26 protein-coding genes are annotated in these 26,997 nt (G+C 68.2%); 20 read left to right on the forward strand and 6 right to left on the reverse strand.

The window, feature by feature from the left end:
• Positions 1-2: 2 nt before the first annotated feature.
• Complete coding sequence (locus tag HWX25_RS24965) at positions 3-647, reverse strand: hypothetical protein (RefSeq protein ID WP_059535498.1); 645 nt, start codon at positions 645-647, stop codon at positions 3-5.
• Positions 648-881: 234 nt separating this feature from the next.
• On the opposite strand from HWX25_RS24965, the gene mpl reads away from it, so the two are divergent.
• From mpl to pyrF, 17 genes are all read left to right on the forward strand, one after another.
• Complete coding sequence (mpl, locus tag HWX25_RS24970; protein ID WP_059689100.1) at positions 882-2,267, forward strand: UDP-N-acetylmuramate:L-alanyl-gamma-D-glutamyl-meso-diaminopimelate ligase; 1,386 nt, start codon at positions 882-884, stop codon at positions 2,265-2,267.
• Positions 2,264-2,833 (forward strand): YqiA/YcfP family alpha/beta fold hydrolase, encoded by a 570-nt coding sequence (locus tag HWX25_RS24975; RefSeq protein WP_059700721.1) that lies wholly within the window; start codon positions 2,264-2,266, stop codon positions 2,831-2,833. Before mpl ends, HWX25_RS24975 begins: the two co-directional genes overlap by 4 nt.
• Before the next feature lie 81 nt (positions 2,834-2,914).
• Complete coding sequence (locus HWX25_RS24980) at positions 2,915-5,014, forward strand: RNB domain-containing ribonuclease (RefSeq protein ID WP_059820712.1); 2,100 nt, start codon at positions 2,915-2,917, stop codon at positions 5,012-5,014.
• A complete protein-coding gene (aroE, locus tag HWX25_RS24985) occupies positions 5,011-5,877 on the forward strand; it encodes a shikimate dehydrogenase (RefSeq protein WP_175911084.1) in 867 nt (288 codons plus the stop codon). The genes HWX25_RS24980 and aroE overlap by 4 nt, the downstream gene beginning before the upstream one ends.
• A gap of 14 nt (positions 5,878-5,891) precedes the next feature.
• Positions 5,892-6,629, forward strand: a complete 738-nt coding sequence (gene mtgA, locus HWX25_RS24990) for a monofunctional biosynthetic peptidoglycan transglycosylase (protein ID WP_059681846.1) — start codon at positions 5,892-5,894, stop codon at positions 6,627-6,629.
• Positions 6,630-7,055: 426 nt separating this feature from the next.
• The gene (locus HWX25_RS24995) at positions 7,056-8,666 is read left to right on the forward strand and encodes a peptidase S10 (RefSeq protein ID WP_175911086.1); all 1,611 of its coding nucleotides are present in this window, start codon (positions 7,056-7,058) and stop codon (positions 8,664-8,666) included.
• A gap of 84 nt (positions 8,667-8,750) precedes the next feature.
• Complete coding sequence (locus HWX25_RS25000; protein ID WP_175911088.1) at positions 8,751-9,155, forward strand: EF-hand domain-containing protein; 405 nt, start codon at positions 8,751-8,753, stop codon at positions 9,153-9,155.
• Positions 9,156-9,506: 351 nt separating this feature from the next.
• Positions 9,507-10,406: an IclR family transcriptional regulator gene (locus HWX25_RS25005; RefSeq protein ID WP_175911090.1), complete on the forward strand. Its 900-nt coding sequence runs from the start codon at positions 9,507-9,509 to the stop codon at positions 10,404-10,406.
• On the forward strand, positions 10,403-11,428 hold the full coding sequence (locus HWX25_RS25010; RefSeq protein ID WP_175911092.1) for a 2-dehydro-3-deoxygalactonokinase: 1,026 nt from the start codon (positions 10,403-10,405) through the stop codon (positions 11,426-11,428). The genes HWX25_RS25005 and HWX25_RS25010 overlap by 4 nt, the downstream gene beginning before the upstream one ends.
• A gap of 22 nt (positions 11,429-11,450) precedes the next feature.
• A complete protein-coding gene (locus tag HWX25_RS25015; RefSeq protein WP_175911094.1) occupies positions 11,451-12,128 on the forward strand; it encodes a 2-dehydro-3-deoxy-6-phosphogalactonate aldolase in 678 nt (225 codons plus the stop codon).
• Positions 12,128-12,907: an SDR family oxidoreductase gene (locus HWX25_RS25020; RefSeq protein ID WP_175911121.1), complete on the forward strand. Its 780-nt coding sequence runs from the start codon at positions 12,128-12,130 to the stop codon at positions 12,905-12,907. The genes HWX25_RS25015 and HWX25_RS25020 overlap by 1 nt, the downstream gene beginning before the upstream one ends.
• 102 nt (positions 12,908-13,009) lie before the next feature.
• Entirely contained in the window at positions 13,010-14,005 is a 996-nt protein-coding gene (locus tag HWX25_RS25025) for an arabinose ABC transporter substrate-binding protein (RefSeq protein ID WP_059535248.1), read from the forward strand.
• Positions 14,006-14,072: 67 nt separating this feature from the next.
• Entirely contained in the window at positions 14,073-15,593 is a 1,521-nt protein-coding gene (gene araG, locus HWX25_RS25030; protein WP_175911096.1) for an L-arabinose ABC transporter ATP-binding protein AraG, read from the forward strand.
• A gap of 80 nt (positions 15,594-15,673) precedes the next feature.
• Positions 15,674-16,690, forward strand: coding sequence for an L-arabinose ABC transporter permease AraH (gene araH / locus HWX25_RS25035; RefSeq protein WP_059465359.1), 1,017 nt, complete (start codon positions 15,674-15,676; stop codon positions 16,688-16,690).
• Between the two features lie 23 nt (positions 16,691-16,713).
• The gene (locus HWX25_RS25040) at positions 16,714-17,529 is read left to right on the forward strand and encodes an SDR family oxidoreductase (RefSeq protein WP_175911098.1); all 816 of its coding nucleotides are present in this window, start codon (positions 16,714-16,716) and stop codon (positions 17,527-17,529) included.
• A 74-nt stretch (positions 17,530-17,603) separates the two neighbouring features.
• The gene (locus HWX25_RS25045) at positions 17,604-18,668 is read left to right on the forward strand and encodes an aldose 1-epimerase (protein WP_175911100.1); all 1,065 of its coding nucleotides are present in this window, start codon (positions 17,604-17,606) and stop codon (positions 18,666-18,668) included.
• 39 nt (positions 18,669-18,707) lie between these two features.
• Positions 18,708-19,535, forward strand: a complete 828-nt coding sequence (gene pyrF, locus HWX25_RS25050) for an orotidine-5'-phosphate decarboxylase (protein WP_059535255.1) — start codon at positions 18,708-18,710, stop codon at positions 19,533-19,535.
• A gap of 186 nt (positions 19,536-19,721) precedes the next feature.
• Here pyrF and HWX25_RS25055 read toward each other — a convergent pair whose 3' ends face one another.
• Genes HWX25_RS25055 through thiL form a run of 3 tightly spaced genes read right to left on the reverse strand, consistent with a single transcriptional unit; the run spans position 19,722 to position 21,820 of the window.
• The gene (locus tag HWX25_RS25055; protein WP_175911101.1) at positions 19,722-20,222 is read right to left on the reverse strand and encodes a CinA family protein; all 501 of its coding nucleotides are present in this window, start codon (positions 20,220-20,222) and stop codon (positions 19,722-19,724) included.
• A gap of 31 nt (positions 20,223-20,253) precedes the next feature.
• Positions 20,254-20,796 carry a phosphatidylglycerophosphatase A gene (locus HWX25_RS25060; protein WP_059535259.1) on the reverse strand — a complete coding sequence of 181 codons (543 nt, stop codon included), beginning with the start codon at positions 20,794-20,796 and terminating at the stop codon, positions 20,254-20,256.
• Entirely contained in the window at positions 20,786-21,820 is a 1,035-nt protein-coding gene (thiL, locus tag HWX25_RS25065) for a thiamine-phosphate kinase (protein ID WP_175911103.1), read from the reverse strand. Before thiL ends, HWX25_RS25060 begins: the two co-directional genes overlap by 11 nt.
• A gap of 100 nt (positions 21,821-21,920) precedes the next feature.
• Here thiL and HWX25_RS25070 point away from each other — a divergent pair, with 100 nt between their 5' ends.
• The 3 genes from HWX25_RS25070 to HWX25_RS25080 all read left to right on the forward strand — a co-directional run bounded on the left by HWX25_RS25070 (position 21,921) and on the right by HWX25_RS25080 (position 25,654).
• Positions 21,921-24,263, forward strand: coding sequence for an NADP-dependent malic enzyme (locus HWX25_RS25070; RefSeq protein WP_269467394.1), 2,343 nt, complete (start codon positions 21,921-21,923; stop codon positions 24,261-24,263).
• A 379-nt stretch (positions 24,264-24,642) separates the two neighbouring features.
• On the forward strand, positions 24,643-25,074 hold the full coding sequence (locus HWX25_RS25075) for a ribonuclease (RefSeq protein ID WP_014898117.1): 432 nt from the start codon (positions 24,643-24,645) through the stop codon (positions 25,072-25,074).
• Positions 25,075-25,090: 16 nt separating this feature from the next.
• The gene (locus HWX25_RS25080) at positions 25,091-25,654 is read left to right on the forward strand and encodes a barstar family protein (RefSeq protein WP_059820729.1); all 564 of its coding nucleotides are present in this window, start codon (positions 25,091-25,093) and stop codon (positions 25,652-25,654) included.
• A 139-nt stretch (positions 25,655-25,793) separates the two neighbouring features.
• On the opposite strand, the gene HWX25_RS25085 is transcribed toward HWX25_RS25080, so the two are convergent.
• Both HWX25_RS25085 and HWX25_RS25090 read right to left on the reverse strand, forming a co-directional pair.
• Positions 25,794-26,561 (reverse strand): 16S rRNA (uracil(1498)-N(3))-methyltransferase, encoded by a 768-nt coding sequence (locus HWX25_RS25085; protein ID WP_175911105.1) that lies wholly within the window; start codon positions 26,559-26,561, stop codon positions 25,794-25,796.
• 17 nt (positions 26,562-26,578) lie between these two features.
• Positions 26,579-26,995 carry a VOC family protein gene (locus tag HWX25_RS25090; protein ID WP_059535265.1) on the reverse strand — a complete coding sequence of 139 codons (417 nt, stop codon included), beginning with the start codon at positions 26,993-26,995 and terminating at the stop codon, positions 26,579-26,581.
• Positions 26,996-26,997: the final 2 nt, after the last annotated feature.

Here is a 26,997-nt window from a genome sequence, read left to right on the forward strand (position 1 = left end):
AATCATTCCGGTTCGGAAGGGGCGTTGCTGGCCTCGAGCAGCGCGCGCAACACAGTGGCGTCGGCGCGGGCGACCCGGCCGCGGGCGTCGGCCTTGACCGCGCCGCGCAGGTCGTCGCTCGCGTAGAGCGCGACGTGAATGCCGATCGCGTCCACGTCGCGCCGCGGGCGCCACAGGAAGCTGAGCGTCTCGACGTCGGCGCGACCGGCGAAATGCCGCGTTTCGGACACGTCGTACTGGACGTTCTGGTTCAGCAGGTAGATCGCGACGTCCTTCGGGTTGTCGGTGAATATCTGCAAATGGATGTCCGAATGCGCGTTCGCGGTGCCATTCAGCACCGCGCCCGTCACGTACGGATTGAACTCGGCGAGCCGGCGCATCCAGTCGAGCGCGATCTCGCGCAGGCGGCGCAGTTCGTCCGGCTGCGTGTCGCTCTGGAACAGCGCGAGGTACTCGCGCAGTTCTTCCTCGATCAGGTCGTTATCCGGCAGCCATTCGCCGGCAACGCGCGTATCGCCGAACAGCTGGCGCGCGGCCTTGCGTTTCGCGCCGGCGTAATCGAGGCCGTCTTCCGCGATCAGGCGGGCGGCGGACTGGGCAATTTCCTCGCGGGCACGCCGCGGGTCGACAAGAGGTTTGCGAGACATGATCCGGCAATCATACTCGATCGCCGCCACGGTCGAACGCGGTGCGGCCGGGTGCCGTCCGCCGCGCCGCGCGGCGTTCGGATCCATCGTTCGGGCCGCCGGGCAGGGCGGGCCGTCAGTTACAATGACGGTCTTTGTGTCGCGGCGAAAGTCGTTGGCCGGGCGGCCTGTCCGGCGTGCCGCAGACCTTCCTTTCCGAATCGACGGCGCCCGGCGGCGCGAAAGCATTCATCTATGCACATCCATATTCTTGGCATCTGCGGCACCTTCATGGGCGGTCTCGCCGTGCTCGCGCGCGAGGCGGGCCACACGGTGACGGGTTGCGACGCGGGCGTCTATCCGCCGATGAGCACGCAGCTCGAGGCGCAGGGCATCACGCTGATCGAGGGCTACGGCGCCGAGCAGATCGACCTGAAGCCCGACCTGTTCGTGATCGGCAACGTCGTCACGCGCGGCAACCCGCTGATGGAGGCGATCCTCGATCGCGGCCTGCCGTATGTATCCGGCCCGCAATGGCTCGGCGAGCACGTGCTGGCCGGCAAATGGGTGCTGGCGGTCGCGGGCACGCACGGCAAGACGACCACGTCGTCGATGCTCGCGTGGCTGCTGGAAGATGCCGGCCTGAACCCGGGCTTCCTGATCGGCGGCGTGCCGCTGAACTTCGGCGTGTCGGCGCGGCTGACCGATTCGAGTTTCTTCGTGATCGAGGCCGACGAATACGACACGGCGTTCTTCGACAAGCGCTCGAAGTTCGTCCACTACCGGCCGCGCACCGCGGTGCTCAACAATCTCGAGTTCGATCACGCCGACATCTTCCCGGATCTCGCCGCGATCGAAACGCAATTCCATCACCTTGTGCGCACCGTGCCGGGCGTCGGCCGGATCGTGACCAACGGCCGCTCGGACGCGCTGGAGCGCGTGCTCGCGCGCGGCTGCTGGAGCGAGGTCGAGCGCTTCGGCGTCGACGGCGGCTGGCAGGCTCTGCCTGCCGAGGACGGCGTGCCGGTCGACGAGCGTTTCGCGGTGTATTCGCAGGCCGAGCGCGTCGGTGAAGTCGCGTGGCAGGTACAGGGCGACCACAACCGGATGAACGCGCTCGCGGCGATCGCCGCCGCGCGCCACGTCGGCGTGCCGCCCGCGCAGGCTGCCGAATCGCTCGCATCGTTCCGCAACGTGAAGCGGCGCATGGAAGTGCGCGGCAGCGTGGACGGCGTGACCGTCTACGACGACTTCGCGCACCATCCGACCGCGATCGAAACGACGATCGCCGGTCTTCGTGCGCGCATCGGCCGTCAAAATTCCCGCATTCTCGCCGTGCTCGAGCCGCGTTCGAACACGATGAAGCTCGGCGTGATGAAGGCGCAACTGCCGGCAAGCCTCGCCGACGCCGACCTGGTGTTCGGCTACGGCGCCCCGACCGGGCGCGACGCGCTCGGCTGGAACCTCGGCGACGCGCTCGCGCCGCTCGGCGACAAGGCCCGCGCGTTCGACGATCTCCACCTGCTGGTGAAGTCGGTCGTCGAGGCCGCGCGCCCGGGCGACCACGTGCTCGTGATGAGCAATGGCGGCTTCGGCGGCGTGCACCAGAAGCTGCTCGACGCGCTCGGGAGCCGCGCGTGATCCTGTACCTGCACGGATTCCGGTCGTCGCCGGAGTCGCAGAAGTCGCGGCTCCTTGCCGCGCGCATGGCCGAACTCGGCCGCACGCACGAGTGGCGCTGCCCGTCGCTGTCGGTGTCGCCGCTCGAGGCGATCGCCGTCGCGGAAGCCGAGGTGGCCGGTGCGCGCGACGTGACGGTGATCGGCAGCTCGCTCGGCGGCTACTACGCAACCTGGCTCGCCGAAAAGCACGGCTGGAAGGCGGTGGTGCTGAATCCGGCGATCGTGCCGCAACGCGATCTCGAGCAGTATCTGGGCGAACAGCCGCTGTGGCACGGCGGCGGGTCGATCGTCGTCGAACGCCATCACCTGCACGAGCTCGATGCGTTGCGCGTGCCGGCGATTTCGCGGCCCGAACGCTACTATCTGTTCGCGGCGACGGGCGACGAAGTGCTGGACTACCGCGAGATGCTCGCCCATTACCCGGGCGCGAAAACGCGCGTGATCGAAGGCAGCGATCATGGAATCAGCGAATTTGCCGACTATGTCGACGACGTTCTCGCCTTTTGCGACGAAAGAACGTCATGAACCCGGCGTCATGCCGATCGAATTCCCATCATCATGCGGCGCCGCCGATGCGGCGCCCGGCAGTCTGAACGAGAGTACTGAGTGAACGTTTTCTTCGAGGAATCGGGCAGTTTCAAGGCGGGCAGCGTGCTGTCGCGCCAGGGCGACGCATTTCAGGTCGAGTTGCCCGGCGGGCGGCGTGCGAAGGTCCGTGCAAAGGACGTGCTGATCGAATTCGAGAAGCCGGCCGCGAGCGAGCTGATGCAGGAAGCCGATACGGCCGCGCAACAGATCGACCTGGATTTCCTGTGGGAATGCGCGCCGGCCGAGGAATTCGCATATACGGCGCTGGCCTCGGAATATTTCGGCGCGACCTACGGCCCGGTCGAGCGCGCGGCGCTTGTGCTGCGGCTGCACGGCTCGCCCGTCTACTTCCGCCGCAAGGGGCGCGGCCAGTATCAGCGGGCGCCGGAGGAGCAGCTCAAGATGGCGCTCGCGTCGCTCGAGCGCAAGCGCCAGCAGGCGCTCGTCCAGGCGCAGTATGAAGAGGAACTGAAGGCCGGCAAGCTGCCGGAAGCGTTCGCGGGCAAGGTGCTCGGGCTGCTGACGCGGCCGGACAAGAACGCGATCGAATACAAGGCGATGGAAGCGGCGGCCGGGGCGCGCGGCGTGTCGCCGGCGCGGCTGATGCTCGACTGCGGCGGCATCGCGTCGCCGCGCGCGCTGCACGAGGCGCGCTTCCTCGCGGAATTCTTCCCGCACGGCACGGGCTTTCCCGCCGTCACGGTCGGCCCGCTGCCGGACGACCTGCCGCGCGCGGACGTCGAGGCGTTCTCGATCGACGACATCACGACGACCGAAATCGACGACGCGTTCTCGGTCGAACACCTGTCCGACGGTCGCGTGCGGATCGGCGTGCACATCGCGGCGCCGGCGCTCGGCATCGTGCGCGGCGACGCGGTCGACGCGATCGCGCGCGCGCGCCTGTCGACCGTCTACATGCCGGGCGACAAGATCACGATGCTGCCGGACGACGTCGTCGACGTGTTCACGCTGAAGGAAGGCGATTACCGCCCGGCGCTGTCGCTGTACATCATCGTCAACCGCGAGACGCAGGAGATCGTCGCGAACGAGACGCGTGCCGAACTCGTGTTCGTGAAGAACAACCTGCGCCACAACACGCTCGACGAGCTCGTCAATGAAGAGACGCTCGCGGCCGGCACCGGCGACTACCCGCACAAGGACGACATCGCCGTGCTGTGGCCGCTCGCGCAGGCGCTGTTCGAGAAGCGCCAGGTCGCGCGCGCGGGCTACGGCCTGAAGCGCGAAGTGCAGCGCAACACCGACTACAACTTCTACGTCGAAGGCGAGCACGTGACGATCACGCCGCGTCGCCGCGGGTCGCCGCTCGACCTGATCGTGTCGGAGCTTGCGATCCTCGCGAACTCGACGTGGGGCGCGTTCCTGCACGATCACACGGTGCCCGGCATCTATCGCTCGCAGCGCGGTTTCGGCGCGCCGGGCCCGAAGCGCACGCGGATGCAGACGACGGCCGCGCCGCACGAAGGCCTCGGCGTCGCGCAGTACGCGTGGAGCACGTCGCCGCTGCGCCGCTACGTCGACCTCGTGAACCAGTGGCAACTGCTCGCGTGCGTGCAGCACGGCGTCACCGCGAAGCTCGCCGCACCGTTCAAGCCGAAGGACGCCGACCTGTACGCGGTCGTGCAGGGCTTCGACGACACCTATACCGCCTACGCCGACTACCAGCGCCGGATGGAGTACTTCTGGTGCCTGCGCTGGCTCGCGCAGGAGCAGAAGAAGCAGGTCGTCGCGAGCGTCGTGAAGGGCGACCTGGTGCGCCTCGAGGAAATCCCGCTGCTGCTGCACGTGCCGGGGCTCGGCGTGCATGCGCGCGGCACGCGCGTGCTGCTCGACGTGATGTCGCTCGACGAGCTGACGATCGAGGCGTCGGTGCGGCTTCTGAACGTGCTCGACGCGCCGACCGTGACGAGTGGTGACGCGGCCGACGACGAAGACGAGACCGAAGGCGGCGACGACACGCTGGTCGATGCGGAAGACGCGTCGGCGGAAGCCGAGGCCGAGGCACTGGCCGAAGCGGACGGCGCGGCGGTCGAAGGCGGCGAGGCCGCGAGCGGCAACGGCCAGGAAAGTGAAGAGAGCGAAGAGGGACGCGCATCATGAACGCAGCCGCCTCGACGAGCGGCGCCGACCGCTACGTGGTGTTCGGCAATCCGGTGGCGCACAGCAAGTCGCCGTTCATTCACTCGCAGTTCGCCGCGCAGACGGGCGAGGCGATCGTCTACGAGCACCGGCTCGCGCCGGTCGACGGCTTCGAGGCCGCCGTGCGCGCGTTCATCGCCGAAGGTGGCCGCGGCGCGAACGTGACGGTGCCGTTCAAGCTCGACGCGCATGCGCTCGCCGATACGCTGTCGCCGCGCGCGGCGGCGGCGGGCGCGGTGAACACGCTGCGCATCGAAGCCGACGGCCGCATCTACGGCGACAACACGGACGGCGTCGGCCTCGTGCGCGACATCGAATCGAATCTCGGCGTGTCGCTCGCGGGCGCGCGCATCCTGCTGCTCGGCGCGGGCGGTGCGGCGCGTGGCGTCGTGTTGCCGATGCTCGAGCGCGCGCCGCTGTCGATCACGATCGTGAACCGCACCGCGAGCAAGGCCGAGGCGCTCGTCGGTCAGTTCACGCAGGCCGCGCACGATGCGGGCTGCGTGCTGTCGGGCGGCGGCCCGGACACCGTGCGTGCGGAACCGTACGACGTGATCGTCAACGCGACGGCCGGCAGCCTCGACGCGGCGCTGCCGGAGTGCGACGCGGCGGCGTTCGGCGCGGGCACGCTCGCGTACGACATGATGTACGGCGCGCAGCCGACCGTGTTCATGCAGCATGCGGCGTCGCTCGGCGCACGCACGGCCGACGGGCTCGGGATGCTGGTCGAGCAGGCGGCCGAATCGTTCTTCATCTGGCGCGGCGTGCGGCCGGACGGCGCACCGGTGCTGGCCGCGCTGCGCCAGGCGCTCGCGGCGGCCTGACCGGAGCGCGGCAGGTGGTGGCGGTAAGCGGCACGCAGCGCACGCGGACGATCAGCCCGACCCGCTGGATCGTCTATGCGGGTTCGGTGTTCGCGGGCGCGTGGCTCGCGACGCAGCTGTTCTATCTCGTGCAGATCGCGCTTTGGTCGTTCATCAATCCGGGTTCCACCGCGTTCATGCGGACCGACGCGTGGTGGCTGTCGCGCGACAATCCGCCCGCGCGGATCCAGCACCAGTGGGTGCCGTACGACCAGATCTCGCGCAACCTGAAGCGCGCGCTGATCGCGTCGGAGGATTCGACCTTCGCGACCAACAACGGCTATGACGTCGACGCGATCCTGCAGGCGTGGGAGAAGAACAAGGCGCGCGGCCGGATCGTCGCGGGCGGTTCGACGATCACGCAGCAACTCGCGCGCAATCTGTTCCTGTCGCGCGAGAAGAGCTACATCCGCAAGGGGCAGGAGCTGATCATCACGTGGATGCTCGAGACGGTGCTCGACAAGGAGCGAATCTTCGAGATCTACCTGAATTCCGTCGAATGGGGCCGCGGCGTGTACGGTGCCGAGGCCGCCGCCCGCTATTACTACAGGATTCCCGCGAGCCGGCTCGGCGCGTGGCAGTCGGCGCGCCTCGCGGTGATGCTGCCGAAGCCGCGCTGGTTCGACGCGCACCGCGGCTCGGCCTATCAGGCGCAGCGCGCGGCCGTAATCGCCCGCCGGATGGGCGCGGCCGAACTTCCGCAATCGCAGTGAGCGGCGCGCCCGCGCCGTCACATTGTCCGTTCCGTCGCCGGCGCGCCATTGGTGCGCTGCAGCGCATTCATGTCGCCCGCATTTCGGGACATATCCATTAGACGAATTCGTCTATTTCGCTTTACTGAGCAATGCCAGCCCGCGCGGGATTTTGTTTGCCGATATGGCACGAAATCCACGCGGTTTTAGTGTTTCCGGGTAAACGCGAAAGCAGTTGAAAGGCTGCCGAAAAACAATGGTTCGTTAATCGAAGCATTCCTGAAAGGTGTGCACCGCACCGAGCGGTGCTCGAATATTTCCAAATTTTTCAAAGCCGACCCGCTCACGTATATTGGCCAGCGCCTCGGCTTATCGGCCGCAATCGAGGCGGGGGGCGGCTTACCCGGCTGCTCGACACAAAAAACATTCGAGAGAAGGAAAGCAACGATGCCAGCGAGCAAAGCGAAGCTGTTGTTGGGAGTTGTGTTCTCTTCGCTGATTCTGACGGCCTGCAACGACGACGTGTCGTCGTCCTCCGCAGCAGGTACCGACAATTCAGCCGATCCCGCCGCTCAGGTGGACAAGCCGTACAACGATCCCAACAGTTATTCGTCGAGCGCGACCGCGTCGCTCGACGCGTCCGCCGCGGTCGAAAAGGCCGCCGTCACCCATCACCAGATCACGCTGAACGGCAAGACGATTCGCTACACGGCCACCGCCGGCCACCTCGTCGCGCGCAATCCGCAGACGGGCGCGCCCGAAGCATCGTTCTTCTACGTCGCGTACACCGCCGACAACCAGCCCGCGGCGAAACGGCCCGTCACGTTCCTGTACAACGGCGGCCCCGGCTCCGCATCGGTGTGGCTCCATCTCGGCTCGTTCGGTCCGAAGCGGATCCAGACGGGCGACCCGAACGCAAACGCGTCGACGTTCCCGTTCGTCGACAACGCGGAAAGCCTGCTTGATACGACCGACCTCGTGTTCGTCGATGCGATCGGCACCGGCTTCTCGGAGGCGATCGCGCCGAACACGAACCAGACGTTCTGGGGCGTCGACCAGGACGGCGGCGCGTTCCGCGACTTCGTGACGCGCTACATCGCCGTGAACCAGCGCGACACTTCGCCGAAATACCTGTTCGGCGAGTCGTACGGCACGCCGCGCACCGACGTGCTCGCGAACCTGCTCGAGACGGCCGGCGTGAAGCTCGACGGTATCGTGCTGCAGTCGTCGATCCTGAACTACAACGCGAACTGCGACATGGCGAGCGACTATGTCGGCAACTCGAACAACGGGGCGAGCCCCGTGAGTTGCGCGGGCTTCGTGCCGTCCTACGGCACCGTCGGCGCGTACTACCAGCTCGACAACCCGAACCCGTCGAGCCTGCCGCAATACGCGGACCAGATGCGCCAGCTGACGGCCGGCGGTTACGTGCCCGCCGTGAACGCGTACCTCGCGAGCCACACGCCGCCCCCGCCGACGCTCGTCACGACGATGGTGAATTCGACCGGCGTGAAGCAGTCGCTGTGGAACGCGGACTTCAACGTCGTCCCGACCTTCTTCGACAACAGCTTCCAGGTGTCGCTGATCCCGGGCACGCTGATCGGCCGCTACGACGCGCGCGTAAACGTGCCGTCGTCGAGCCCGCTCGCGGCGGACGGTGACCCGTCGAGCACGTTCATCACGAAGCCGTTCACCGACACGATCGGCAGCTACCTGCCGAACGTGCTGAAGTACAGCGCGCAGTCGGCGTATTCGCTCAGCAGCAATGCGATCCAGACCTGGGACTGGACGCACGACGGCCTCGCGATGCCCGACACGATTCCCGATCTTGCGGCTGCGCTGACGCTGAATCCGTCGCTGAAGGTGCTGTCGCTGAACGGGTATCACGACATCGCGACGCCGTTCTACCAGACCGAGCTTGACCTCGCGCGGCTCGGCGCGCAACCGAACCTGACGATCAAGGACTATCAGGGTGGACACATGGTCTATCTCGACGATACGTCGCGTCCGCAGGAGAAAGCCGACCTCGTGACTTTCTACAACGCGGCCGCGCACTGATGCGATGTGCGGGCCTGGCGACGCGCGCCCGTGGCGGCGCCGTTCGCCGGCCGTCGACGACCTCATTCCAGACTGGAGCCTGACATGAAGAAACGTTTCATCGTCGTTGCCGCCGCGCTCGCGTGCGCCGGCGTTGCAGCATCCGCATCGGTGTCCGCGTTCGCGCAGGCGAGCGACGCCGCCACCCCGGCGCGCGCGCGCCAGGCGCAGCTCGGCGATCCATACGTGCCGCCGGCCGCGCGCAAGCCGACCGCCGGCACGCAGACGACGGGCGCCGCGCTGCACGCGCAGGTGGTGCGCAAGCTCGCGCGGCAGTTCGGCGCGGCCGATACGCAGAACACCGGCTCGATCACCGAAGCGCAGGCGCGCGCGGCCGGCCTCGGCTATGTCGCGAATCACTTCCGGCAGATCGACGCGAGCGGTAGCGGTCGCGTGTCGTTCTCCGACGTGCAGCGCTACATGCAGGCGCGCAGCACGAGCCAGCAGTAAGCGCGGCGCGCATGACCAATACGGGGGCGGAACCCGCGACGTGTCGGGTTCCGCCCCCGTGCGCATGGCGCGGCCGTTTCGCGACGGCCACCGCAGCACTTTGCCGGTTTATCTCATTATCTGGACAACGCATTCAAATATTGGAGACGAGTGCGTGCGCTCCTACAATCCGAAGCACATCGACAGCTTCGGACCCACGCATCGCGCGGCGCCCGACGCACACGGAGACACATTCCATGAAGTTCGCCGGGCGCTTTCCTCGGTGCATCGACCGCCGCGTTGCCGCGACGCCCGACCTCGTTCCGGCGTCGCGACGGCGGCTTCACCGATTCCGTTGAAGAAGCCTGTCCCATGATCAAGATGCCAGAATCCCTTGCTCTCGACACCCGGCGCGCGACGCCGGACGCTGCGCCGCTCACCGACACCATCGGCGCGACCAGCACGCCGCTCGACCTCGCAGCGCAGCAGGCCGGCACGCAGACGCTGTTGCGCGGTCTCGCGATCCTCGAAGCGATCGCGAACGGCGCGCGCGACATGCGCGCGATCGGCGCCGCGCTCGGCACGACGCGCAGCACGACGCACCGTCTCGTCAGCAGCCTCGTGCAGGCGCGCTACCTGCGCCAGGTGCAGGGCGGCTACCTGCTCGGCCCCAAGCTGATCGAGCTCGGCACGATCGCGCTCGAGCAGATGCCGCTCACGGCGGTCGCGCGGCCGCACCTCGAGGCGCTCGCCGAAGCGACGCTCGACACGATCCACCTCGGCGTGCGCGACGGCGACGACGTGCTGTATATCGACAAGATCCCCGGCACGCGCGGCCTCGAGATGCGCTCGCGAGTCGGCCACCGGATGCCGCTCGCGTCGACCGGCATCGGCAAGGCGATGATGCTCGACCTCGATCCGGACCTGTGGCGCTCGCTGTTCGAAGCCGCGCGGCGCGCGCTGGCCGGCGTCAACTTCAAGCCGGACAACCGGCCCGAGACGAGCGCGTTCCTGCAGCGCATGGCGCATTACGCGGCCGGCGGCTACACGTTCGACCTCGAGGAAAACGAGGCGTCGATTCGCTGCGTGGCCGCGCCGATCCGTGACGCGTCGGGCGCGATCGTCGCGGCCGTATCGGTCGCGAGCACGATTCCGTACATGCCGCACGACCGGATGGACGAACTGATTCCGCTCGTGCAGCGCGAAGCGCGAGCCATTTCCGCGGAACTGGGCTGGAGCCCGCCGCAGGGTACCCGCAGGATCAAACGATGACCAATTCGACCCGGACCGCTCCGGACGCCTCCTGCGCCGCACCGTCGTTGATCGCGCTCGACTGGGGCACGACGTCGCTGCGCGCGTATCTGTTCGACGCGCACGGTGCGCTGCTCGACACGCGCAGCCGTGCCGCGGGCGTGATGCACGTGCCGGCCGGCGGCGTGCGTGCGTTCGACGTCGTGTTCGAGGAAGCGTGCGGCGACTGGCTCGACCGCGCGCCGGGCGTGCCGGTGCTGGCAGCGGGGATGGTCGGCAGCGCGCAGGGCTGGCGCGAGGCGCCGTACGTCCAGGTGCCGGCCGGCGCCGACGCGCTCGTCGCGGGGCTCGTCACGGTGACGACGTCGCGCGGCACGACGGTGTCGATCGTGCCGGGCGTGATCGCGACGGGCGACTTGCCCGACGTGATGCGCGGCGAAGAAACGCAGATATTCGGCGCACTCGCGAACGATCCCATGCTTGATGCAGATCGTTCAGGCGTACTGATCGGATTGCCGGGCACGCATGCGAAATGGGCATGGGTGAAGGACGGGCTCATCGAGCGCTTCCAGACTTTCATGACCGGCGAGTTGTTCGCGGCGCTGCGCGATCACACGATCCTCGGCCGCACGATGCGCGCGAGCGAATCGCCCGACCGCGCGGCATTCGCGCGCGGTGTCGCGGTGGCACGCGGCGCGCAGCGCGCGGGGCTGCTCGCGACGATCTTCAGCACGCGCACGCTCGGCCTGACCGACCGGCTCGCGCCCGATGCGCAGGGCGATTACCTGTCCGGCCTGCTGATCGGCCATGAGCTGAACGCGCTCGACGCGATGCTCGCGGAACGCGGTGTCGCGCTCGCGAACCAGCCGCTGCTGCTGATCGGCGACGACGGATTGTGCGCGCGCTACGTCGACGCGTTGAGCGTGTTCGGCTGCACGCATGCGCGCGTCGTCGCGCAGGCGACAGAGCGCGGCTTGTGGTGGATCGCGTCGCGCGCCGGGCTCGTGCGCGCGGATGGCGAGCCCGTCTGCGCCGACCAGTGAACCGATTGAAGAGGAACCATCGATGTCGTCCGACCTTACGCTGCCCGCACCGTACACGCCGCACGCCGCGCTGATGCGCGCGTTCGACGCGTGCCCGCTGATCGCGATCATGCGCGGCATCACGCCCGCCGAAGCGGCCGACCACGGCCTGGCGCTGCACGAAGCGGGCTTCCGGATCGTCGAGGTGCCGCTCAACTCGCCGGATCCGTTCGGCAGCATCGCCGCGCTGCGCCGCGCGCTGCCCGACGACATGATCGTCGGCGCCGGCACCGTGCTGCGCGCCGAGCATGTCGACCGCGTGCAGGACGCGGGCGGCACGCTGATCGTGATGCCGCACAGCGACGCGGCCGTGATCCACCGTGCACGCGAGCGCGGGCTCGCGAGCGCACCGGGCGTCGCGACGCCGACCGAGGCGTTCGCCGCGCTCGCGAACGGCGCCGACGTGCTGAAGATGTTCCCGGCCGAGCAGCTCGGCGTGCCCGTCGTGAAGGCGTGGCGCGCGGTGATCGCCCGCGCGGTGCCGCTGATTCCGGTCGGCGGAATTTCCCCGGACAACATGCAGCCGTTCCTCGCGGCCGGCGCCAACGGCTTCGGGCTCGGTTCGGCGCTGTACCGGCCCGGCCAGTCTGCGGACGAGACCGCGGCGAACGCGCGCGCGTTCCAGGCCGGCCTGCGCGCGGCGCGCGGCGGAGCCGCATGATGGGACGTCTCGCGGGCAAGGTCGCGATGGTGACGGGCGCGGGCCGCGGAATCGGCGCTGCGATCGCGCGGGCGTTCGCGCGCGAGGGCGCGGCCGTCGCGCTCGTCGACCTCGACTTCCCGCAAGCGCAGCGCACGGCCGCGGCGATCGCCGACGACATCGACGGCGCGCGCGTGCTGCCGCTGCATGCGGACGTCGCGCGGCAGGATTCGGTGCGCGACGCGCTCGCGCAGACCGAGGCCGCATTCGGCCCGCTCGACGTACTGGTGAACAACGCGGGCATCAACGTGTTCGCCGATCCGCTGACGATGACGGACGAAGACTGGCGCCGCTGCTTCGCGGTCGACCTCGACGGCGTGTGGCACGGCTGCCGCGCGGCGCTGCCGGGAATGGTCGAACGCGGTCGCGGCAGCATCGTGAACATCGCGTCGACGCATGCGTTCCGGATCATCCCGGGCTGCTTTCCGTACCCGGTCGCGAAACACGGCGTGCTGGGCCTCACGCGTGCGCTCGGCATCGAATACGCGGCGCGCAACGTGCGCGTGAACGCGATCGCGCCCGGCTACATCGAGACGCAGCTCACGCGCGACTGGTGGGACGCGCAGGCCGACCCGGCCGCGGCGCGCGCCGAGACGCTCGCGCTGCAGCCGATGAAGCGGATCGGCAAGCCGGAGGAAGTTGCGATGACGGCCGTGTTCCTCGCGTCCGACGAGGCACCGTTCATCAATGCCGCGTGCATCACCGTCGACGGCGGGCGCGCGGCGCTGTACCACGACTGACACAACGATTCGACAGACCGCACGTGCGACGGCCGCGCGCACGCTGCGTCGAAACCAACAAGCGGCTGCATTCCGTTCGATGAAGACAAGGAGACACTGGAGATGAAACGCAGAACCTTCGTAACGCTGGCCGCCGCGGCGGCAGTGGTGATCGGCAGCCCGGTCGCGCATGCGGCCGACCCGGTCAAGATCGGCTTCCTGGTGAAGCAGCCGGAAGAGCCGTGGTTCCAGGACGAGTGGAAGTTCGCCGAGATCGCAGCGAAGAACAAGGGCTTCACGCTCGTGAAGATCGGCGCGCCGTCGGGCGAGAAGGTGATGAGCGCGATCGACAACCTGTCCGCGCAGAAGGCGCAGGGCTTCATCATCTGCACGCCCGACGTGAAGCTCGGGCCGGGCATCGTCGCGAAGGCGAAGTCGCACAACCTGAAGATGATGACGGTCGACGACCGCCTCGTCGACGGCGCGGGCAAGCCGATCGATGCGGTGCCGCACATGGGGATCTCCGCGTACAACATCGGCAAGCAGGTCGGCGACGGCATCGCGGCCGAGATCAAGAAGCGCGGCTGGGACATGAAGGACGTCGGCGCGATCGACATCACCTACGAGCAGCTGCCGACCGCGCACGACCGCACGAGCGGCGCGACCGACGCGCTGGTGGCGGCCGGCTTCCCGAAGGCGAACGTGATCGCGGCGCCGCAGGCGAAGACCGACACCGAGAACGCGTTCAACGCGGCGAACATCGCGCTCACCAAGAATCCGCAGTTCAAGCACTGGGTCGCGTACGGCCTGAACGACGAGGCTGTGCTCGGCGCGGTGCGCGCGGCGGAAGGACGCGGCTTCAAGGCGGACAACATGATCGGCATCGGCATCGGCGGTTCCGATTCGGCGCTGAACGAGTTCAAGAAGCCGCAGCCGACGGGCTTCTACGGCACCGTGATCATCAGCCCGAAGCGCCACGGCGAGGAAACGTCGGACCTGATGTACGCGTGGATCACGCAGGGCAAGGCACCGCCGGCGCTGACGCTGACGACGGGCATGCTCGCGACGCGCGACAACGTGTCGAAGGTGCGCGAGGAGATGGGGCTCGCATCGAAGTAAGCGGCCCGCCGGCTGCCGCGGCGATGCGGCGGCCGGCGATCGATGGAACTGGAAGCAGGGAGACGACGTGTCAGCGGCACTGCGTTTTGACAATATCGGCAAGGTATTTCCCGGCGTGCGCGCACTCGACGGCATCTCGTTCGACGTGCACGCGGGCGAGGTGCATGGCCTGATGGGCGAGAACGGCGCGGGCAAGTCGACGCTGCTGAAGATTCTCGGCGGCGAATACCAGCCCGATGCGGGCAGCGTGCTGGTCGACGGCCAGCCCGTGCATTTTTCGAGTGCGGCCGCGTCGATCGCGGCCGGCATTGCGGTGATTCACCAGGAGCTGCAGTACGTGCCCGACCTGACGGTCGCGGAGAACCTGCTGCTCGGCCGCCTGCCGAATGCGCTCGGCTGGGTGAGGAAGGGCGAGGCGAAGCGCCATGTGCGCGAGCGGCTCGCCGCGATGGGCGTCGATCTCGATCCCGACGCGAAACTCGGGCGGCTGTCGATCGCGCAGCGGCAGATGGTCGAGATCTGCAAGGCGCTGATGCGCAACGCGCGCGTGATCGCGCTCGACGAACCGACGAGCTCGCTGTCGCATCGCGAGACCGAGGTGCTGTTCAAGCTCGTCGACGATCTGCGCGCGCAGGGCCGCGCGCTGATCTACATCTCGCACCGGATGGACGAGATCTACCGGCTGTGCGATGCGTGCACGATCTTTCGCGACGGGCGCAAGATCGCGTCGCACGAATCGCTCGCCGACGTGCCGCGCGAGCGGCTGGTCGCCGAGATGGTCGGGCGCGAGATCGCGGACATTTATCACTACGCGCCGCGTGCGCTCGGCGACGTGCGGTTTGCGGCCGAAGGCGTCGACGGCCCCGCGTTGCGCGAACCCGCGAGCTTCTCGGTGCGCGCGGGCGAGATCGTCGGCTTCTTCGGGCTGGTCGGCGCGGGGCGCAGCGAACTGATGCGGCTCGTGTACGGCGCGGACCGCCGGCGCGCCGGCGCGCTGACGCTCGACGGCAAGCGCATCGACGTGAAGCGCACCGGCGACGCGATCCGTCACGGCATCGTGCTGTGCCCGGAAGACCGCAAGGAGGAAGGGATCATCGCGATGGCGTCGGTCGCGGAGAACATCAACATCAGTTGCCGCCGTCATTCGCTGCGCGCGGGCCTGTTCATCGACCGCAAGACCGAAAGCGAAACGGCCGACCGCTTCATCCAGCGGCTGAAGATCAAGACGCCGAACCGGCGGCAGAAGATCCGCTTCCTGTCGGGCGGCAACCAGCAGAAAGCGATCCTGTCGCGCTGGCTCGCGGAGCCCGACCTGAAGGTCGTGATCCTCGACGAACCGACGCGCGGCATCGACGTCGGCGCGAAGCACGAGATCTACGACGTGATCTACCGGCTCGCGGAGCGCGGCTGCGCGATCGTGATGGTGTCGTCGGAACTGCCGGAAGTGCTCGGCGTGTCCGACCGCATCGTCGTGATGCGCGAAGGCCGCATCGCGGGCGAGCTGCCGCGCGAGCAGGCGAACGAGCATGCGGTGCTGAGCCTCGCGCTGCCGCAGACGAGCGTCGTCGAGGCGGCTGACGCAGTGTGAGGTCGCCGCGGGCGACGCACGACATTCGAATCGATCAAGCGCGGCGCGGGCCGCGCGATGCAGGAGCAGGAGATACAACCATGCAAGTCAGGGAAAACCTCGCCAGCGCAGCCGTGAAGCCGTCGGCCGACGCGCTGGTCCCCCAGCAGAGCGACCGCCAGAAGTGGTGGCAGCACCTCACCGAATACAGCCTGATCGCGATCTTCGCGGTGATGTTCGTGACGATGTCGCTGACGGTCGATCACTTCTTCTCGATCGACAACATGCTCGGCCTCGCGCTGTCGATCTCGCAGATCGGGATGGTCGCGTGCACGATGATGTTCTGTCTGGCCTCGCGCGACTTCGACCTGTCGATCGGCTCGACCGTCGCGTTCTCGGGTGTGCTGTGCGCGATGGTGCTGAATGCGACCGACAACACGTTCGTCGCGATCGTCGCGGCGGTCGCGGCCGGCGCGGCGATCGGCTTCGTGAACGGCGCGGTGATCGCGTACCTGCGCATCAACGCGCTGATCACGACGCTCGCGACGATGGAAATCGTGCGCGGGCTCGGCTTCATCGTGTCGAAAGGGCAGGCGGTCGGCGTGTCGTCGGATACGTTCATCGCGCTCGGCGGGCTGTCGCTCTTCGGCGTCTCGCTGCCGATCTGGGTCACGCTCATGTGCTTCATCGTGTTCGGCGTGCTGCTGAACCAGACCGTGTACGGCCGCAACACGCTCGCGATCGGCGGCAATCCCGAGGCGTCGCGCCTCGCGGGGATCAACGTCGAACGCACGCGCGTGTACATCTTCCTGATCCAGGGCGCGGTGACGGCGCTCGCCGGCGTGATCCTCGCATCGCGCATCACGTCGGGCCAGCCGAACGCGGCGCAGGGCTTCGAGCTGAACGTGATCTCCGCATGCGTGCTCGGCGGCGTGTCGCTGATGGGCGGCCGCGCGACGATCTCGGGCGTCGTGATCGGCGTGCTGATCATGGGCACCGTCGAGAACGTGATGAACCTGCTGAACATCGACGCGTTCTACCAGTACCTGGTGCGCGGCGCGATCCTGCTCGCGGCCGTGCTGCTCGACCAGCTGAAGAACCGCGGCGTACGCGACTGACCGATTCCACGGAGACGATTCGCATGACCAACGAAACTTCCGCGCAGAACCCGCGCGCCACGAGCGACGCGCGCTATGCGCGCTACCCGAGCCTGGAGGATCGCGCGGTGCTGATCACGGGCGGCGCGACCGGAATCGGCGCGGCGTTCGTCGAGCACTTCGCGCGGCAGGGCGCGCGCGTGGCGTTCGTCGATCTCGACGCGCACGCGGGCCAGGCGCTTGCGGAAAACCTCGCGCAGGCGCCGGACGTGCGCCACGCGCCGCTGTTCATCCCGTGCGATCTGACCGACATCGACGCGCTGCGCCATGCGATCGACGCGATCCGCGCGCGCATCGGCGCGATCGCGGTGCTCGTGAACAACGCGGCGAACGACGCGCGCCACGCGATCGGCGACGTGACGCCCGAATCGTTCGACGCGGGCATCGCGGTGAACCTGCGCCACCAGTTCTTCGCGGCGCAGGCGGTGATCGACGACATGAAGCAGCGCGGCGGCGGCGCGATCATCAATCTCGGCTCGATCAGCTGGATGCTGAAGAACGGCGGCTACCCCGTCTACGTGATGGCGAAGGCGGCCGTGCAGGGCCTCACGCGCGGGCTCGCGCGCGATCTCGGCCCGTTCGGGATCCGCGTGAATTCGCTGGTGCCCGGCTGGGTGATGACCGACAAGCAGCGCAGGCTGTGGCTCGACGACGCGGGCCGCGCAGCGATCAAGGCCGGCCAGTGCATCGACGCCGAGCTGCTGCCGGACGATCTCGCGCGCATGGCGCTGTTTCTCGCGGCCGACGACAGCCGGATGATCACCGCGCAGGACGTGGTGGTCGACGGTGGCTGGGCCTGATTGCCGACGTTCGTGTTCGCGCGGCACCGCGCGACGACCCGTATCGCTTCATCGACGAAGGAAAGGAGCTCACCATGACCGCCACGTCCTCGCGCGCATCGTCGTCGTCCACGAGCCAGTCGCGCCGCGCGCGCCTGGCTGCCGCCGCGCAGCCGGTCAGCGCCGGCCCGCAGACCGCCGCGTTCGCGCAGGGCGTCGGCGCCGCGCATGCGGCGGCCGTCACGCTGTCGAACGCGGCGCTGCGGCTCGACGTGCTGCCGCACCTCGGCGGCGGCATCGCGCGCTTCGACTGGCGTGGCGACCACGGCGCGCTGGTGCCGGTGTTCCGGCGGTGCGAGCACCCGGAAACGGCGACGGATCCGAATGCGCTCGCGTGCTATCCGCTGCTGCCGTACTCGAACCGGATCGGCAACGGCCGCTTCGAATGCGACGGACGCAGCGTCGCGGTGCCGCGCAACCGCCGCGACGAGCCGCTGCCGATTCACGGCGACGGCTGGCTTGCGTCGTGGCAGGTGGACGATGCGACCGACACGACGCTGCAGCTGTCGCTCGATCGCGCGAGCGGCGCGCCGTACGCGTTTCGCGCGATCCAGTCGTTCGCGCTCGACGACACGACGCTGTCGATCGCGCTGACGATCGAGAACGCAGGGCGTGCACGGCTGCCGTTCGGGCTCGGCCTGCATCCGTTCCTCGTGCGCGACGACGCGACCGAGCTGGCCGCGGCCGCGGGCGGCCTGTGGCTGTCGGGCACGAATTTTCTGCCGGTGCGGCACGTGAGCGTGCCGCCGGCCTGGCAGTTCGGCGTCGCGTATCCGTTGCCGACGACGCTCGTCAATCATGCGTTCACCGGCTGGGGCGGCCACGCGACGGTAAGCTGGCCGCGCCGCGGGCTGTTGCTGACGATCGCGGCCGACGCCGATTCGTACGTGCTCTATACGCCGCCCGGCGAGCATTTCTTCTGCTTCGAGCCGGTCGATCATCCGATCAATGCGGTGAACCTGCCGGGCGGCGCGGCCGCGCACGGGATGACGCTGCTCGCGCCGGGCGAGCGGCTCACGCGGCGTTTCGCGTTCACCGTCGAGCGGTCCGATGCGCGCATCGACGCCGCCGCGCGCGAAGGACGCCGGCGACGCGGGTAAAATACGCGGTCTACCAACGGTTTGCCGCGAGTATCCGCCATGTCTTCCCCGCTTACTTTCATCGAATCGCTGCGCGCCGCGTGGCAGCGCACGAATTCGCTGCTGTGCGTCGGCCTCGATCCCGAGCCGTCGCGCTTTCCCGTGCAGTTCGACGGCCAGCCCGACGCGATCTTCGAATTCTGCCGGCAGATCGTCGACGCGACCGCGCAGTATGCGAGCGCGTTCAAGCCGCAGATCGCGTACTTCGCCGCGCATCGCGCGGAAGATCAGCTCGAGCGCCTGATCGCGCACATTCACCTCCAGCATCCGGGCCTGCCCGTGATCCTCGACGCGAAGCGCGGCGACATAGGCAGCACGGCCGAGCAGTACGCGCGCGAGGCGTTCGAGCGCTATCGCGCGGACGCGGTCACCGTGAACCCGTACATGGGCTACGACTCGGTGGAGCCGTACTTCGAGCATGAAGGCAAGGGCGTGATCGTGCTGTGCCGCACGTCGAACCCGGGCGGGTCGGACCTGCAGTTTCTCGACACCAACGGCCGGCCGCTGTACCAGGTCGTGGCCGACCTCGCGGCGAACAAGTGGAATGCGAAGAACGGCCAGCTCGGCCTGGTGGTCGGCGCGACATTCCCGAAGGAAATCGAGATCGTGCGCGGGATCGTCGGCGACATGCCGCTCCTGATCCCCGGCATCGGCGCGCAGGGCGGCGACGTGCAGGCGACCGTCAACGCGGGCCGCACCGCCGACGGCACCGGGATGATGATCAACTCGTCGCGCGCGATCCTGTACGCGAGCAAGGGCGAGGATTTCGCCGAAGCCGCCGCGCTCGCCGCGCAGAAGACGCGCGATACGATCAACGCGTATCGCTGAAATATCGCCGAAACACGGGCCGCCTGCACGGGCGGCCTTTCACCGCCGAGCCCGCGTCCGCGGGCCGCGCGGCAGAACGCGCCCGGCCTGCCGGTCACGGCGGACAAGAGCGGGAGCGTCGTGAAGCCCGACGCGATCCAGCAGGCGGGCACGGGCGGAGGCCGCCCCTGCCGCTGCGCCGGCGAATCAGCGTTCGCGTTCGTCGAGCAGCTTCAGCAGCCCGCGCAGCGCATGCGCGGCCGCCTGCGTGCGGATCTGCTCGCGGTCGCCCTTGAACACGAGGGTCTCGACGTCGGTATGCAGCCGGTTGCTCCATCCGAACGACACGGTGCCGACCGGCTTCTTCTCGCTGCCGCCCGCCGGGCCGGCGATGCCGGTGACGGACAGCGCGACCTGCGCGCGGCTGTTGCGCAGCGCGCCTTCGGCCATCGCGCGCGCGACCGGCTCGCTGACGGCGCCGTGCTTCTCGATCAGGTCGGGCGGCACGCCGATCATGTCGATCTTCGCCTGGTTCGAGTAGGTGACGAAGCCGCGCTCGAACCACTGGCTGCTGCCGGAGATGTCGGTGATCGCGGCGGCGATCATGCCGCCCGTGCAGGATTCGGCGATGGCGAGCGACAGGTGCTCGTCACGCAGCTTGTTGCCTGCGCGGATCGCAAGCTGATGGACGACGGAATCGGTTGGCATGCGCGTCGGGAAACGGGAGTCGGGAAATCGGTCAGCCGACGACGGAGCGCCAGAACGCGATCACGAGCAGCGTCATGAACGCGGCGATCAGGTCGTCGACCATGATGCCGAGCCCGCCTTTCACGCGACGGTCGAAATAGCGGATCGGCGGCGGCTTGAGCATGTCGAAGAAGCGGAACACGACGAACGCCCACAACTGGCCGATGAAGGTCGCGGGCGTGACGAACAGCATCACGAGCCAGATCGCGACGATTTCGTCCCAGACGACGGCGCCCGGATCGGACGTGCCCATCTTCCGCGCAGTGAAACCGGTGATCCACGTGCCCGCCGCGAAACCGACCGCGATCAGCGCCCACCATTCGGGCACCGTCAGGTAGCGGTTGAACACCACGAACGTGAGCCAGCCGAACAGCGAGCCGAACGTGCCGGGCATGAACGGCGCGAGCCCGCTGCCGAAGCCGAGCGACACGATGTGCGCCGGGTGCGACAGCATGAAGCGCGCGGTGGCGCGCTGCGGCACGTGTCGGGCGGCGCCGGGCGCGGCCGCGGATTGCGCGGTCGGGTCAGTCTGCATGGAAGTGGTCGAAACCGTGCAACGTGAGAGTCAGGGGGGCGCCGGCGGCGTCGCGCCACGCGATCGCGGGCTGCTCCGACGGCGAGGACAGCGCGTGTATTGTACCGACTCGCGTCACCCGAACGCCGGCGCTCGCGCCCGCTGCCTCGATCGCCGCGCGGGCCGCGGCCGGCGCGGTGAAGCACAGTTCGTAATCGTCGCCGCCGGCGAGCGTGCAGCGTCGCTGTACGTCGGGCGGCAGCGTCGCGAGCGCGGCCGAGCGCGGCACCGCGTCCGCGTCGATCTCGGCGCGCACGTTCGAGCGGGTCAGGATGTGCTGCAAGTCGCCGGCGAGGCCGTCCGAGATGTCCAGCGCCGCATGCGCGACGCCAGCGAGCGCAAGCCCGAGCGCGATGCGCGGCTCGGGACGCTCGAGCGCCTGCCGGAACGCGGCGGCTTCGTCCGCGCCGGCGGTCCATTCGCCGCGCGCGAGCCCGAGCCCCGCGCGGGCGTCGCCGAGCGTGCCGGACACCCAGACGTCGTCCCCGTCACGCGCGGCGTCGCGCCGCAGCGCCGCGTCCGGCGAGACTTCGCCGAACACGGTCACGCACAGGTTCAGCGGCCCGCTCGTCGTGTCGCCGCCGATCAGTTCGCAGCCGAACCGCTCGGCGAGCGTGAACAGCCCGTTGCTGAACGCCTCGAGCCACGCCGCGTCGGCGCGCGGCAGCGCGCACGCGAGCGTGAACGCGCGCGGCTCGGCGCCCATCGCCGCGAGATCCGACAGGTTGACCGCGAGCGTCTTGTGGCCGAGCGCGTCGGGCGCGACATCGGGGAAGAAATGGCGGCCTTCGACCAGCATGTCCGTCGAAATGGCCAGCAATTTTCCGGATCGAGGCGCGATCAGCGCGCAATCGTCGCCGATGCCGAGCGTTGACGCACGCGCCCCCCGAGCCGCGCGGCGCGCGAAGAAGCGATCGATCAGCGAAAACTCGGACAAGGCGGCTGGCACGGCGGACGAACCCGGAAGCGGTGAAGGGAACGGCATTGTACGCAGCGAACGGCGCCGTTCCTGCACCGTTCAGTACATTTTTGTCGCGGCTGTTGCACCCGAATCGCCGGTCTGGCGGCCTTCGATTGGCGCTACAATGCCGTCGAACAGTTATTCTAATCCGCACGTCAAGAGACACATGTCGACCCAAGCCTCCTCCAAAGCCAAGCTCCGCGAAGCCGCTCTCGACTATCACGAATTCCCGACCCCGGGGAAAATCGCGATCGCCCCGACCAAGCAGATGATCAACCAGCGCGACCTCGCGCTCGCGTATTCGCCGGGCGTCGCGTATGCGTGCGAGGAGATCGTCGAGAACCCGCTGAACGCCGCGCGCTTCACGGCGCGCAGCAACCTGGTCGGCGTCGTCACGAACGGCACGGCGGTGCTCGGGCTCGGCAACATCGGCCCGCTCGCGTCGAAGCCGGTGATGGAAGGCAAGGCCGTACTGTTCAAGAAGTTTGCCGGCATCGACGTGTTCGACATCGAGCTGAACGAGTCGGACCCGCACAAGCTGGTCGACGTGATCGCCGCGCTGGAGCCGACCTTCGGCGGGATCAACCTGGAAGACATCAAGGCGCCGGACTGCTTCATCGTCGAGCGCGAAGCGCGCAAGCGGATGAAGATCCCGGTGTTCCACGACGACCAGCACGGCACCGCGATCGTCGTGGCCGCGGCCGTCACGAACGGCCTGAAGGTCGTCGGCAAGGACATCAAGAAGGTGAAGCTCGTCGCGTCCGGCGCGGGTGCGGCGGCGCTCGCATGCCTGGACCTGCTGGTCGACATCGGCCTGCCGCTCGAGAACATCACGGTGACCGACCTGGCCGGCGTGGTCTACAAGGGCCGCACCGAGCTGATGGATCCGGACAAGGAGCGTTTCGCCCGCGAAACCGAAGCCCGCACGCTGGCCGAGGTGATTGACGGCGCGGACATCTTCCTCGGCCTGTCGGCCGCCGGCGTGCTGAAGCCGGAGATGGTGAAGGGCATGGCCGAGCGTCCGCTGATCCTCGCGCTCGCGAACCCGACGCCGGAAATCCTGCCGGAAGCGGCGCTCGAAGTGCGCCCCGACGCGATTCTCGCGACCGGCCGTACCGACTATCCGAACCAGGTCAACAACGTCCTGTGCTTCCCGTTCATCTTCCGCGGCGCGCTCGACGTCGGCGCGACGACGATCACGCGTGAAATGGAGATCGCGGCCGTCAACGCGATCGCCGAACTCGCGCAGCACGAGCAAAGCGACATCGTCGCGACCGCATACGGGATCCAGGACCTGTCGTTCGGGCCCGAATACTTGATTCCGAAGCCGTTCGATCCGCGCCTGATCGTCAAGATCGCGCCGGCCGTCGCGCAGGCCGCGATGGACGGCGGCGTCGCGACGCGCCCGATCGAGGACATGGAGGCGTACCGCGTTCACCTCCAGCAGTTCGTGTACCACAGCGGCACGACGATGAAGCCGATCTTCCAGCTCGCGCGCAGCGCGCCGGCGGAGAAGAAGCGCGTCGTGTTCGCGGAAGGCGAGGAAGAGCGCGTGCTGCGCGCCGTGCAGATCATCGTCGACGAGAAGCTCGCCAAGCCGATCCTGATCGGCCGTCCGTCGGTGATCGAGCACCGTATCCAGCGCTACGGCCTGCGTCTCACGCCGGGCACCGACTTCACGGTCGTCAACACCGAGCACGACGAGCGCTACCGCGATTTCTGGCAGACGTACTACAAGATGATGGCGCGCAAGGGCATCAGCGAGCAGCTGGCCCGTGTGGAGATGCGCCGTCGCACGACGCTGATCGGCTCGATGCTGGTGAAGAAGGGCGAAGCGGACGGGATGATCTGCGGCACGATCAGCACCACGCACCGCCACCTGCACTTCATCGACCAGGTGATCGGCAAGCGCCCGGGCTGCAGCGTGTACGCGGCGATGAACGGCCTCGTGCTGCCGGGCCGCCAGATCTTCCTGGTCGATACGCATGTGAACGTCGATCCGACCCCGGAGCAACTTGCCGAAATCACGATCATGGCCGCGGAAGAAGTGCGCCGGTTCGGTATCGAGCCGAAGGTCGCGCTGCTGTCGCACTCGAATTTCGGCACGAGCAACGCGCCTTCGGCGCAGAAGATGCGCGATACGCTCGCGATCCTGCAGGAACGTGCGCCGGAGTTGAAGGTCGACGGCGAAATGCACGGCGACGTCGCGCTCGACGCCGCGCTGCGCAAGGAAATCCTGCCGGAATCGACGCTGGAAGGCGACGCGAACCTGCTGATCCTGCCGAACATCGATGCCGCGAACATCGCGTACAACCTGCTGAAGACGGCGGCCGGCAACAACATCGCGATCGGGCCGATCCTGCTCGGCGCGGCTCAGCCGGTGCACGTGCTGACCGAATCGGCGACCGTTCGCCGCATCGTCAACATGGCGGCGCTGCTGGTCGCCGACGTGAACGCCGCACGCTGAGTCGGAAAGAACCGCGCGGCAACGGTCGAACCGGTGCCGCGCGTCGGGTGAAATTGTAAACAAAAGCAAAAAGAGGCGCGCCCGCAATGGGCACGCCGTCGGGCAGGGCGCAAACGCGCTTCCCATAAGCAGCAGCAACATCTCTCCACTCCAGGCAGCGAGCGTGGCAAGGAGGCAAAGTCTTGCCATACGAGAGATGCCGCCAATATTCTATCTCATATAAGATAAATGTAGTCTTGTTTCGGTAAAAAATGCGCGATTCCGGGCGGGGCCAGCCTTTCGATTCCCAAACGAACATTGATTCGCGCGGACAATAGCGCTACGCTAACGCCTTTGGTTGGTCGTCAACTACTTGATTTAACAGCGGGAACCCTGGTTCATGGCACGCAAGTGGCTCCGCAACGGCGCGCTCGCGTCCGTCTTCGCGATGTTCGCGATGGGTATCGTCGGTACACCGACGGGCAGTCTGGTTTCCGCCGCTTACGCACGGCAGGCCGCGTCGGCCGACTTGGCCGTCGGCGGGGTCGATACGATCCCGACCGCCCGTCTGCCGCGCGAGGCCGTGACCACGCTTGGCCTGATCGGCGCCGGTGGCCCCTATCCGTACGAGAAAGACGGCGTCGTCTTCGGCAACCGCGAGCGGATTCTGCCGAAGGCGAAGCGCGGCTACTACCACGAGTACACGGTGCCGACGCCGCGCGCACGCAATCGCGGCGCGCGCCGGATCGTCTGCGGCGGGCCATTGCGCCGGATCGACAACTGTTATTACACAGACGACCACTACAACAGTTTTAAACGTATTGTTGAATGACTTCGGGATGAACGGAATGAGCGACTCCATCTACGCGCACGATACGGCGGCGGCGGAACTGTTCGCGGCCGGCGACGGCAATCTGTTTCAGCGCGTGATGCAACTCCACGCGGCGGCACAGGCCGGCGGCGCGCCGGAGCAACAGGAAGCCGAGCCCGGGCTTTCATCGAACGAGGAGCCTATGAGCCTTTTCACGACCGTGCGACCCAATCTCGTGCAGTCGATCCGCGCGTTCCGCGTGCAGGATCTCGCCGACGAAGCCAACCGGCTCGGCCAGCATTTCCTGTACGCGTATTGCGGCGCCGCGCAGTCGAAGCAGGAAGTGATGGAGACGATCGCGACGTCGTTCCTGTTTCCGAAACATTTCGGGAAGAACTACGATGCGCTGTACGACTGCCTGACCGACCTGGTCGCGAAGGCCGGCGCGCAGCCCGGTTTCGTGATCGTCCTCGAAGGGCTGCCGATCGCGCAGAAATTCGACAAGGAAGGGCGCGAAACGCTGCTCGACGTGTTCCGCGAAGCCGCCGAATTCTGGGCCGAGCGCAAGGTCGCGTTCCGCGTGTTCTATTCGTTCGCGTAAAGCGCGAACCCGTCGGCCGCCCGAACGCGGCCGATCCGGCAAAAGGCCCGCCTCGCGCGGGCTTTTTTGCGTCCGCGCGTCGCATTCGCGTGGCGACCCCGCGAGCCGGCGCGCCGCGTGTCGCGATACGTCGGGCTCGTCACCAGCCGCCCCAGCGCGCGGCCAGCGCCGCGAGCATAGCCGCGCCGGCCGTCTCCGTGCGCAGCACGCGCGGGCCGAGCGACAACGCGGTGAACCCGCGTGCGCGAGCCGCGTTTTCCTCGTCCGGTGACAGCCCGCCTTCGGGGCCGATCAGCAGCGTGACGGCCGCCGCGGGCGGCGCGTCGGGCAGCGACGCGAACGGGATGCTCGCGCGCGGCGACAGCAGCAGCCGCAGCTCGCCGTCAGCCGGCGCGGCCGGCAGCCCATCGAGCCAGGCGCCGAAGCCGCGTACCGGCGCGACGTCGGGCACGCGGTTGCGCCCGCATTGTTCGCACGACGCGCGCACGACGCCGCGCCAGTGCGCGACGCGCTTGTCCGCGCGCTCGCCGGACAGTTTCACGACGCCGCGCGCGGTCGACAGCGGCACGACCGCCGCGACGCCGAGCTCGACGGCCTTCTCGATCACCCAATCCATCTTGTCGCCGCCGGCGATGCCTTGCGCGAGCGTCACGCGATAAGGCGGCTCGGCCTCGGCCGGGTCGAACGCCTCAATCTGCGCGAGCGCGCTGCGCTTGTCGATCTCGACGAGCCGCGCGCGGTACTGGCCGCCGCTGCCGTCGAACAGCGCCAGCGCGTCGCCGGGCTGCAGCCGCAGCACTTGCGCGTGACGCGCGACGTCGGCCGGCAATGCGAGCGTCGCGTCGGTGCGCAGCGCCGCCTCGATGAAAAAGCGCGGCACGGCCGCGGTGGTGGTGGCTTCACTCATGCGTATCGCAGCTCCGTTCATGCGCTCAGACGGCGCGCGAGCGCCCAGCGGTAGCCGTCGAGATCCTCGATCTGCGCGAAGCGGTCGCCCCAGAACTGGTCTTGCGGCGCGGTCAGCGATTTTGCGCCCGCGTCGAGCGCGCGCTGCCAGGTCGCGTCGACGTCGTCGACATACAAATAGAACGATTGCGGGGCGGTTGCGCCCGCACTCTTCGGTGTGAGCGCGGTGGAGCCGAACGCGCCTTCTGGCGCGAACATCACGATCAGTTGCCCGCGGTAGGTCATCTCGACGTGCATGATCGCGCCGTCCTCGTCGAGGACGTCACGCAACTCGAAGCCGAACGCGGCCTGGAAGAACTCGATGGCCGCATGCGCATTGCGCACGGCCAGGTAAGGCGTCAACCAAGGCACGTTGGCCGGACGTGGATCGGTCATGA

The organism is Burkholderia sp. BCC1640, from assembly GCF_902833125.1.
Taxonomy (GTDB): Bacteria; Pseudomonadota; Gammaproteobacteria; order Burkholderiales; family Burkholderiaceae; genus Burkholderia; species Burkholderia diffusa.

What these genes read in the sequence shown, in the direction of transcription:
- HWX25_RS24965 (WP_059535498.1), bottom strand. Translation starts at nt 647, where the DNA reads ATGTCTCGCAAACCTCTTGTCGACCCGCGGCGTGCCCGCGAGGAAATT.
- mpl (WP_059689100.1), top strand. Translation starts at nt 882, where the DNA reads ATGCACATCCATATTCTTGGCATCTGCGGCACCTTCATGGGCGGTCTC.
- aroE (WP_175911084.1), top strand. Translation starts at nt 5,011, where the DNA reads ATGAACGCAGCCGCCTCGACGAGCGGCGCCGACCGCTACGTGGTGTTC.
- HWX25_RS24995 (WP_175911086.1), top strand. Translation starts at nt 7,056, where the DNA reads ATGCCAGCGAGCAAAGCGAAGCTGTTGTTGGGAGTTGTGTTCTCTTCG.
- HWX25_RS25000 (WP_175911088.1), top strand. Translation starts at nt 8,751, where the DNA reads ATGAAGAAACGTTTCATCGTCGTTGCCGCCGCGCTCGCGTGCGCCGGC.
- HWX25_RS25005 (WP_175911090.1), top strand. Translation starts at nt 9,507, where the DNA reads ATGATCAAGATGCCAGAATCCCTTGCTCTCGACACCCGGCGCGCGACG.
- HWX25_RS25010 (WP_175911092.1), top strand. Translation starts at nt 10,403, where the DNA reads ATGACCAATTCGACCCGGACCGCTCCGGACGCCTCCTGCGCCGCACCG.
- HWX25_RS25015 (WP_175911094.1), top strand. Translation starts at nt 11,451, where the DNA reads ATGTCGTCCGACCTTACGCTGCCCGCACCGTACACGCCGCACGCCGCG.
- HWX25_RS25020 (WP_175911121.1), top strand. Translation starts at nt 12,128, where the DNA reads ATGGGACGTCTCGCGGGCAAGGTCGCGATGGTGACGGGCGCGGGCCGC.
- HWX25_RS25025 (WP_059535248.1), top strand. Translation starts at nt 13,010, where the DNA reads ATGAAACGCAGAACCTTCGTAACGCTGGCCGCCGCGGCGGCAGTGGTG.
- araH (WP_059465359.1), top strand. Translation starts at nt 15,674, where the DNA reads ATGCAAGTCAGGGAAAACCTCGCCAGCGCAGCCGTGAAGCCGTCGGCC.
- HWX25_RS25040 (WP_175911098.1), top strand. Translation starts at nt 16,714, where the DNA reads ATGACCAACGAAACTTCCGCGCAGAACCCGCGCGCCACGAGCGACGCG.
- HWX25_RS25045 (WP_175911100.1), top strand. Translation starts at nt 17,604, where the DNA reads ATGACCGCCACGTCCTCGCGCGCATCGTCGTCGTCCACGAGCCAGTCG.
- pyrF (WP_059535255.1), top strand. Translation starts at nt 18,708, where the DNA reads ATGTCTTCCCCGCTTACTTTCATCGAATCGCTGCGCGCCGCGTGGCAG.
- HWX25_RS25055 (WP_175911101.1), bottom strand. Translation starts at nt 20,222, where the DNA reads ATGCCAACCGATTCCGTCGTCCATCAGCTTGCGATCCGCGCAGGCAAC.
- HWX25_RS25060 (WP_059535259.1), bottom strand. Translation starts at nt 20,796, where the DNA reads ATGCAGACTGACCCGACCGCGCAATCCGCGGCCGCGCCCGGCGCCGCC.
- thiL (WP_175911103.1), bottom strand. Translation starts at nt 21,820, where the DNA reads ATGCCGTTCCCTTCACCGCTTCCGGGTTCGTCCGCCGTGCCAGCCGCC.
- HWX25_RS25070 (WP_269467394.1), top strand. Translation starts at nt 21,921, where the DNA reads ATGCCGTCGAACAGTTATTCTAATCCGCACGTCAAGAGACACATGTCG.
- HWX25_RS25075 (WP_014898117.1), top strand. Translation starts at nt 24,643, where the DNA reads ATGGCACGCAAGTGGCTCCGCAACGGCGCGCTCGCGTCCGTCTTCGCG.
- HWX25_RS25080 (WP_059820729.1), top strand. Translation starts at nt 25,091, where the DNA reads ATGAGCGACTCCATCTACGCGCACGATACGGCGGCGGCGGAACTGTTC.
- HWX25_RS25085 (WP_175911105.1), bottom strand. Translation starts at nt 26,561, where the DNA reads ATGAGTGAAGCCACCACCACCGCGGCCGTGCCGCGCTTTTTCATCGAG.
- HWX25_RS25090 (WP_059535265.1), bottom strand. Translation starts at nt 26,995, where the DNA reads ATGACCGATCCACGTCCGGCCAACGTGCCTTGGTTGACGCCTTACCTG.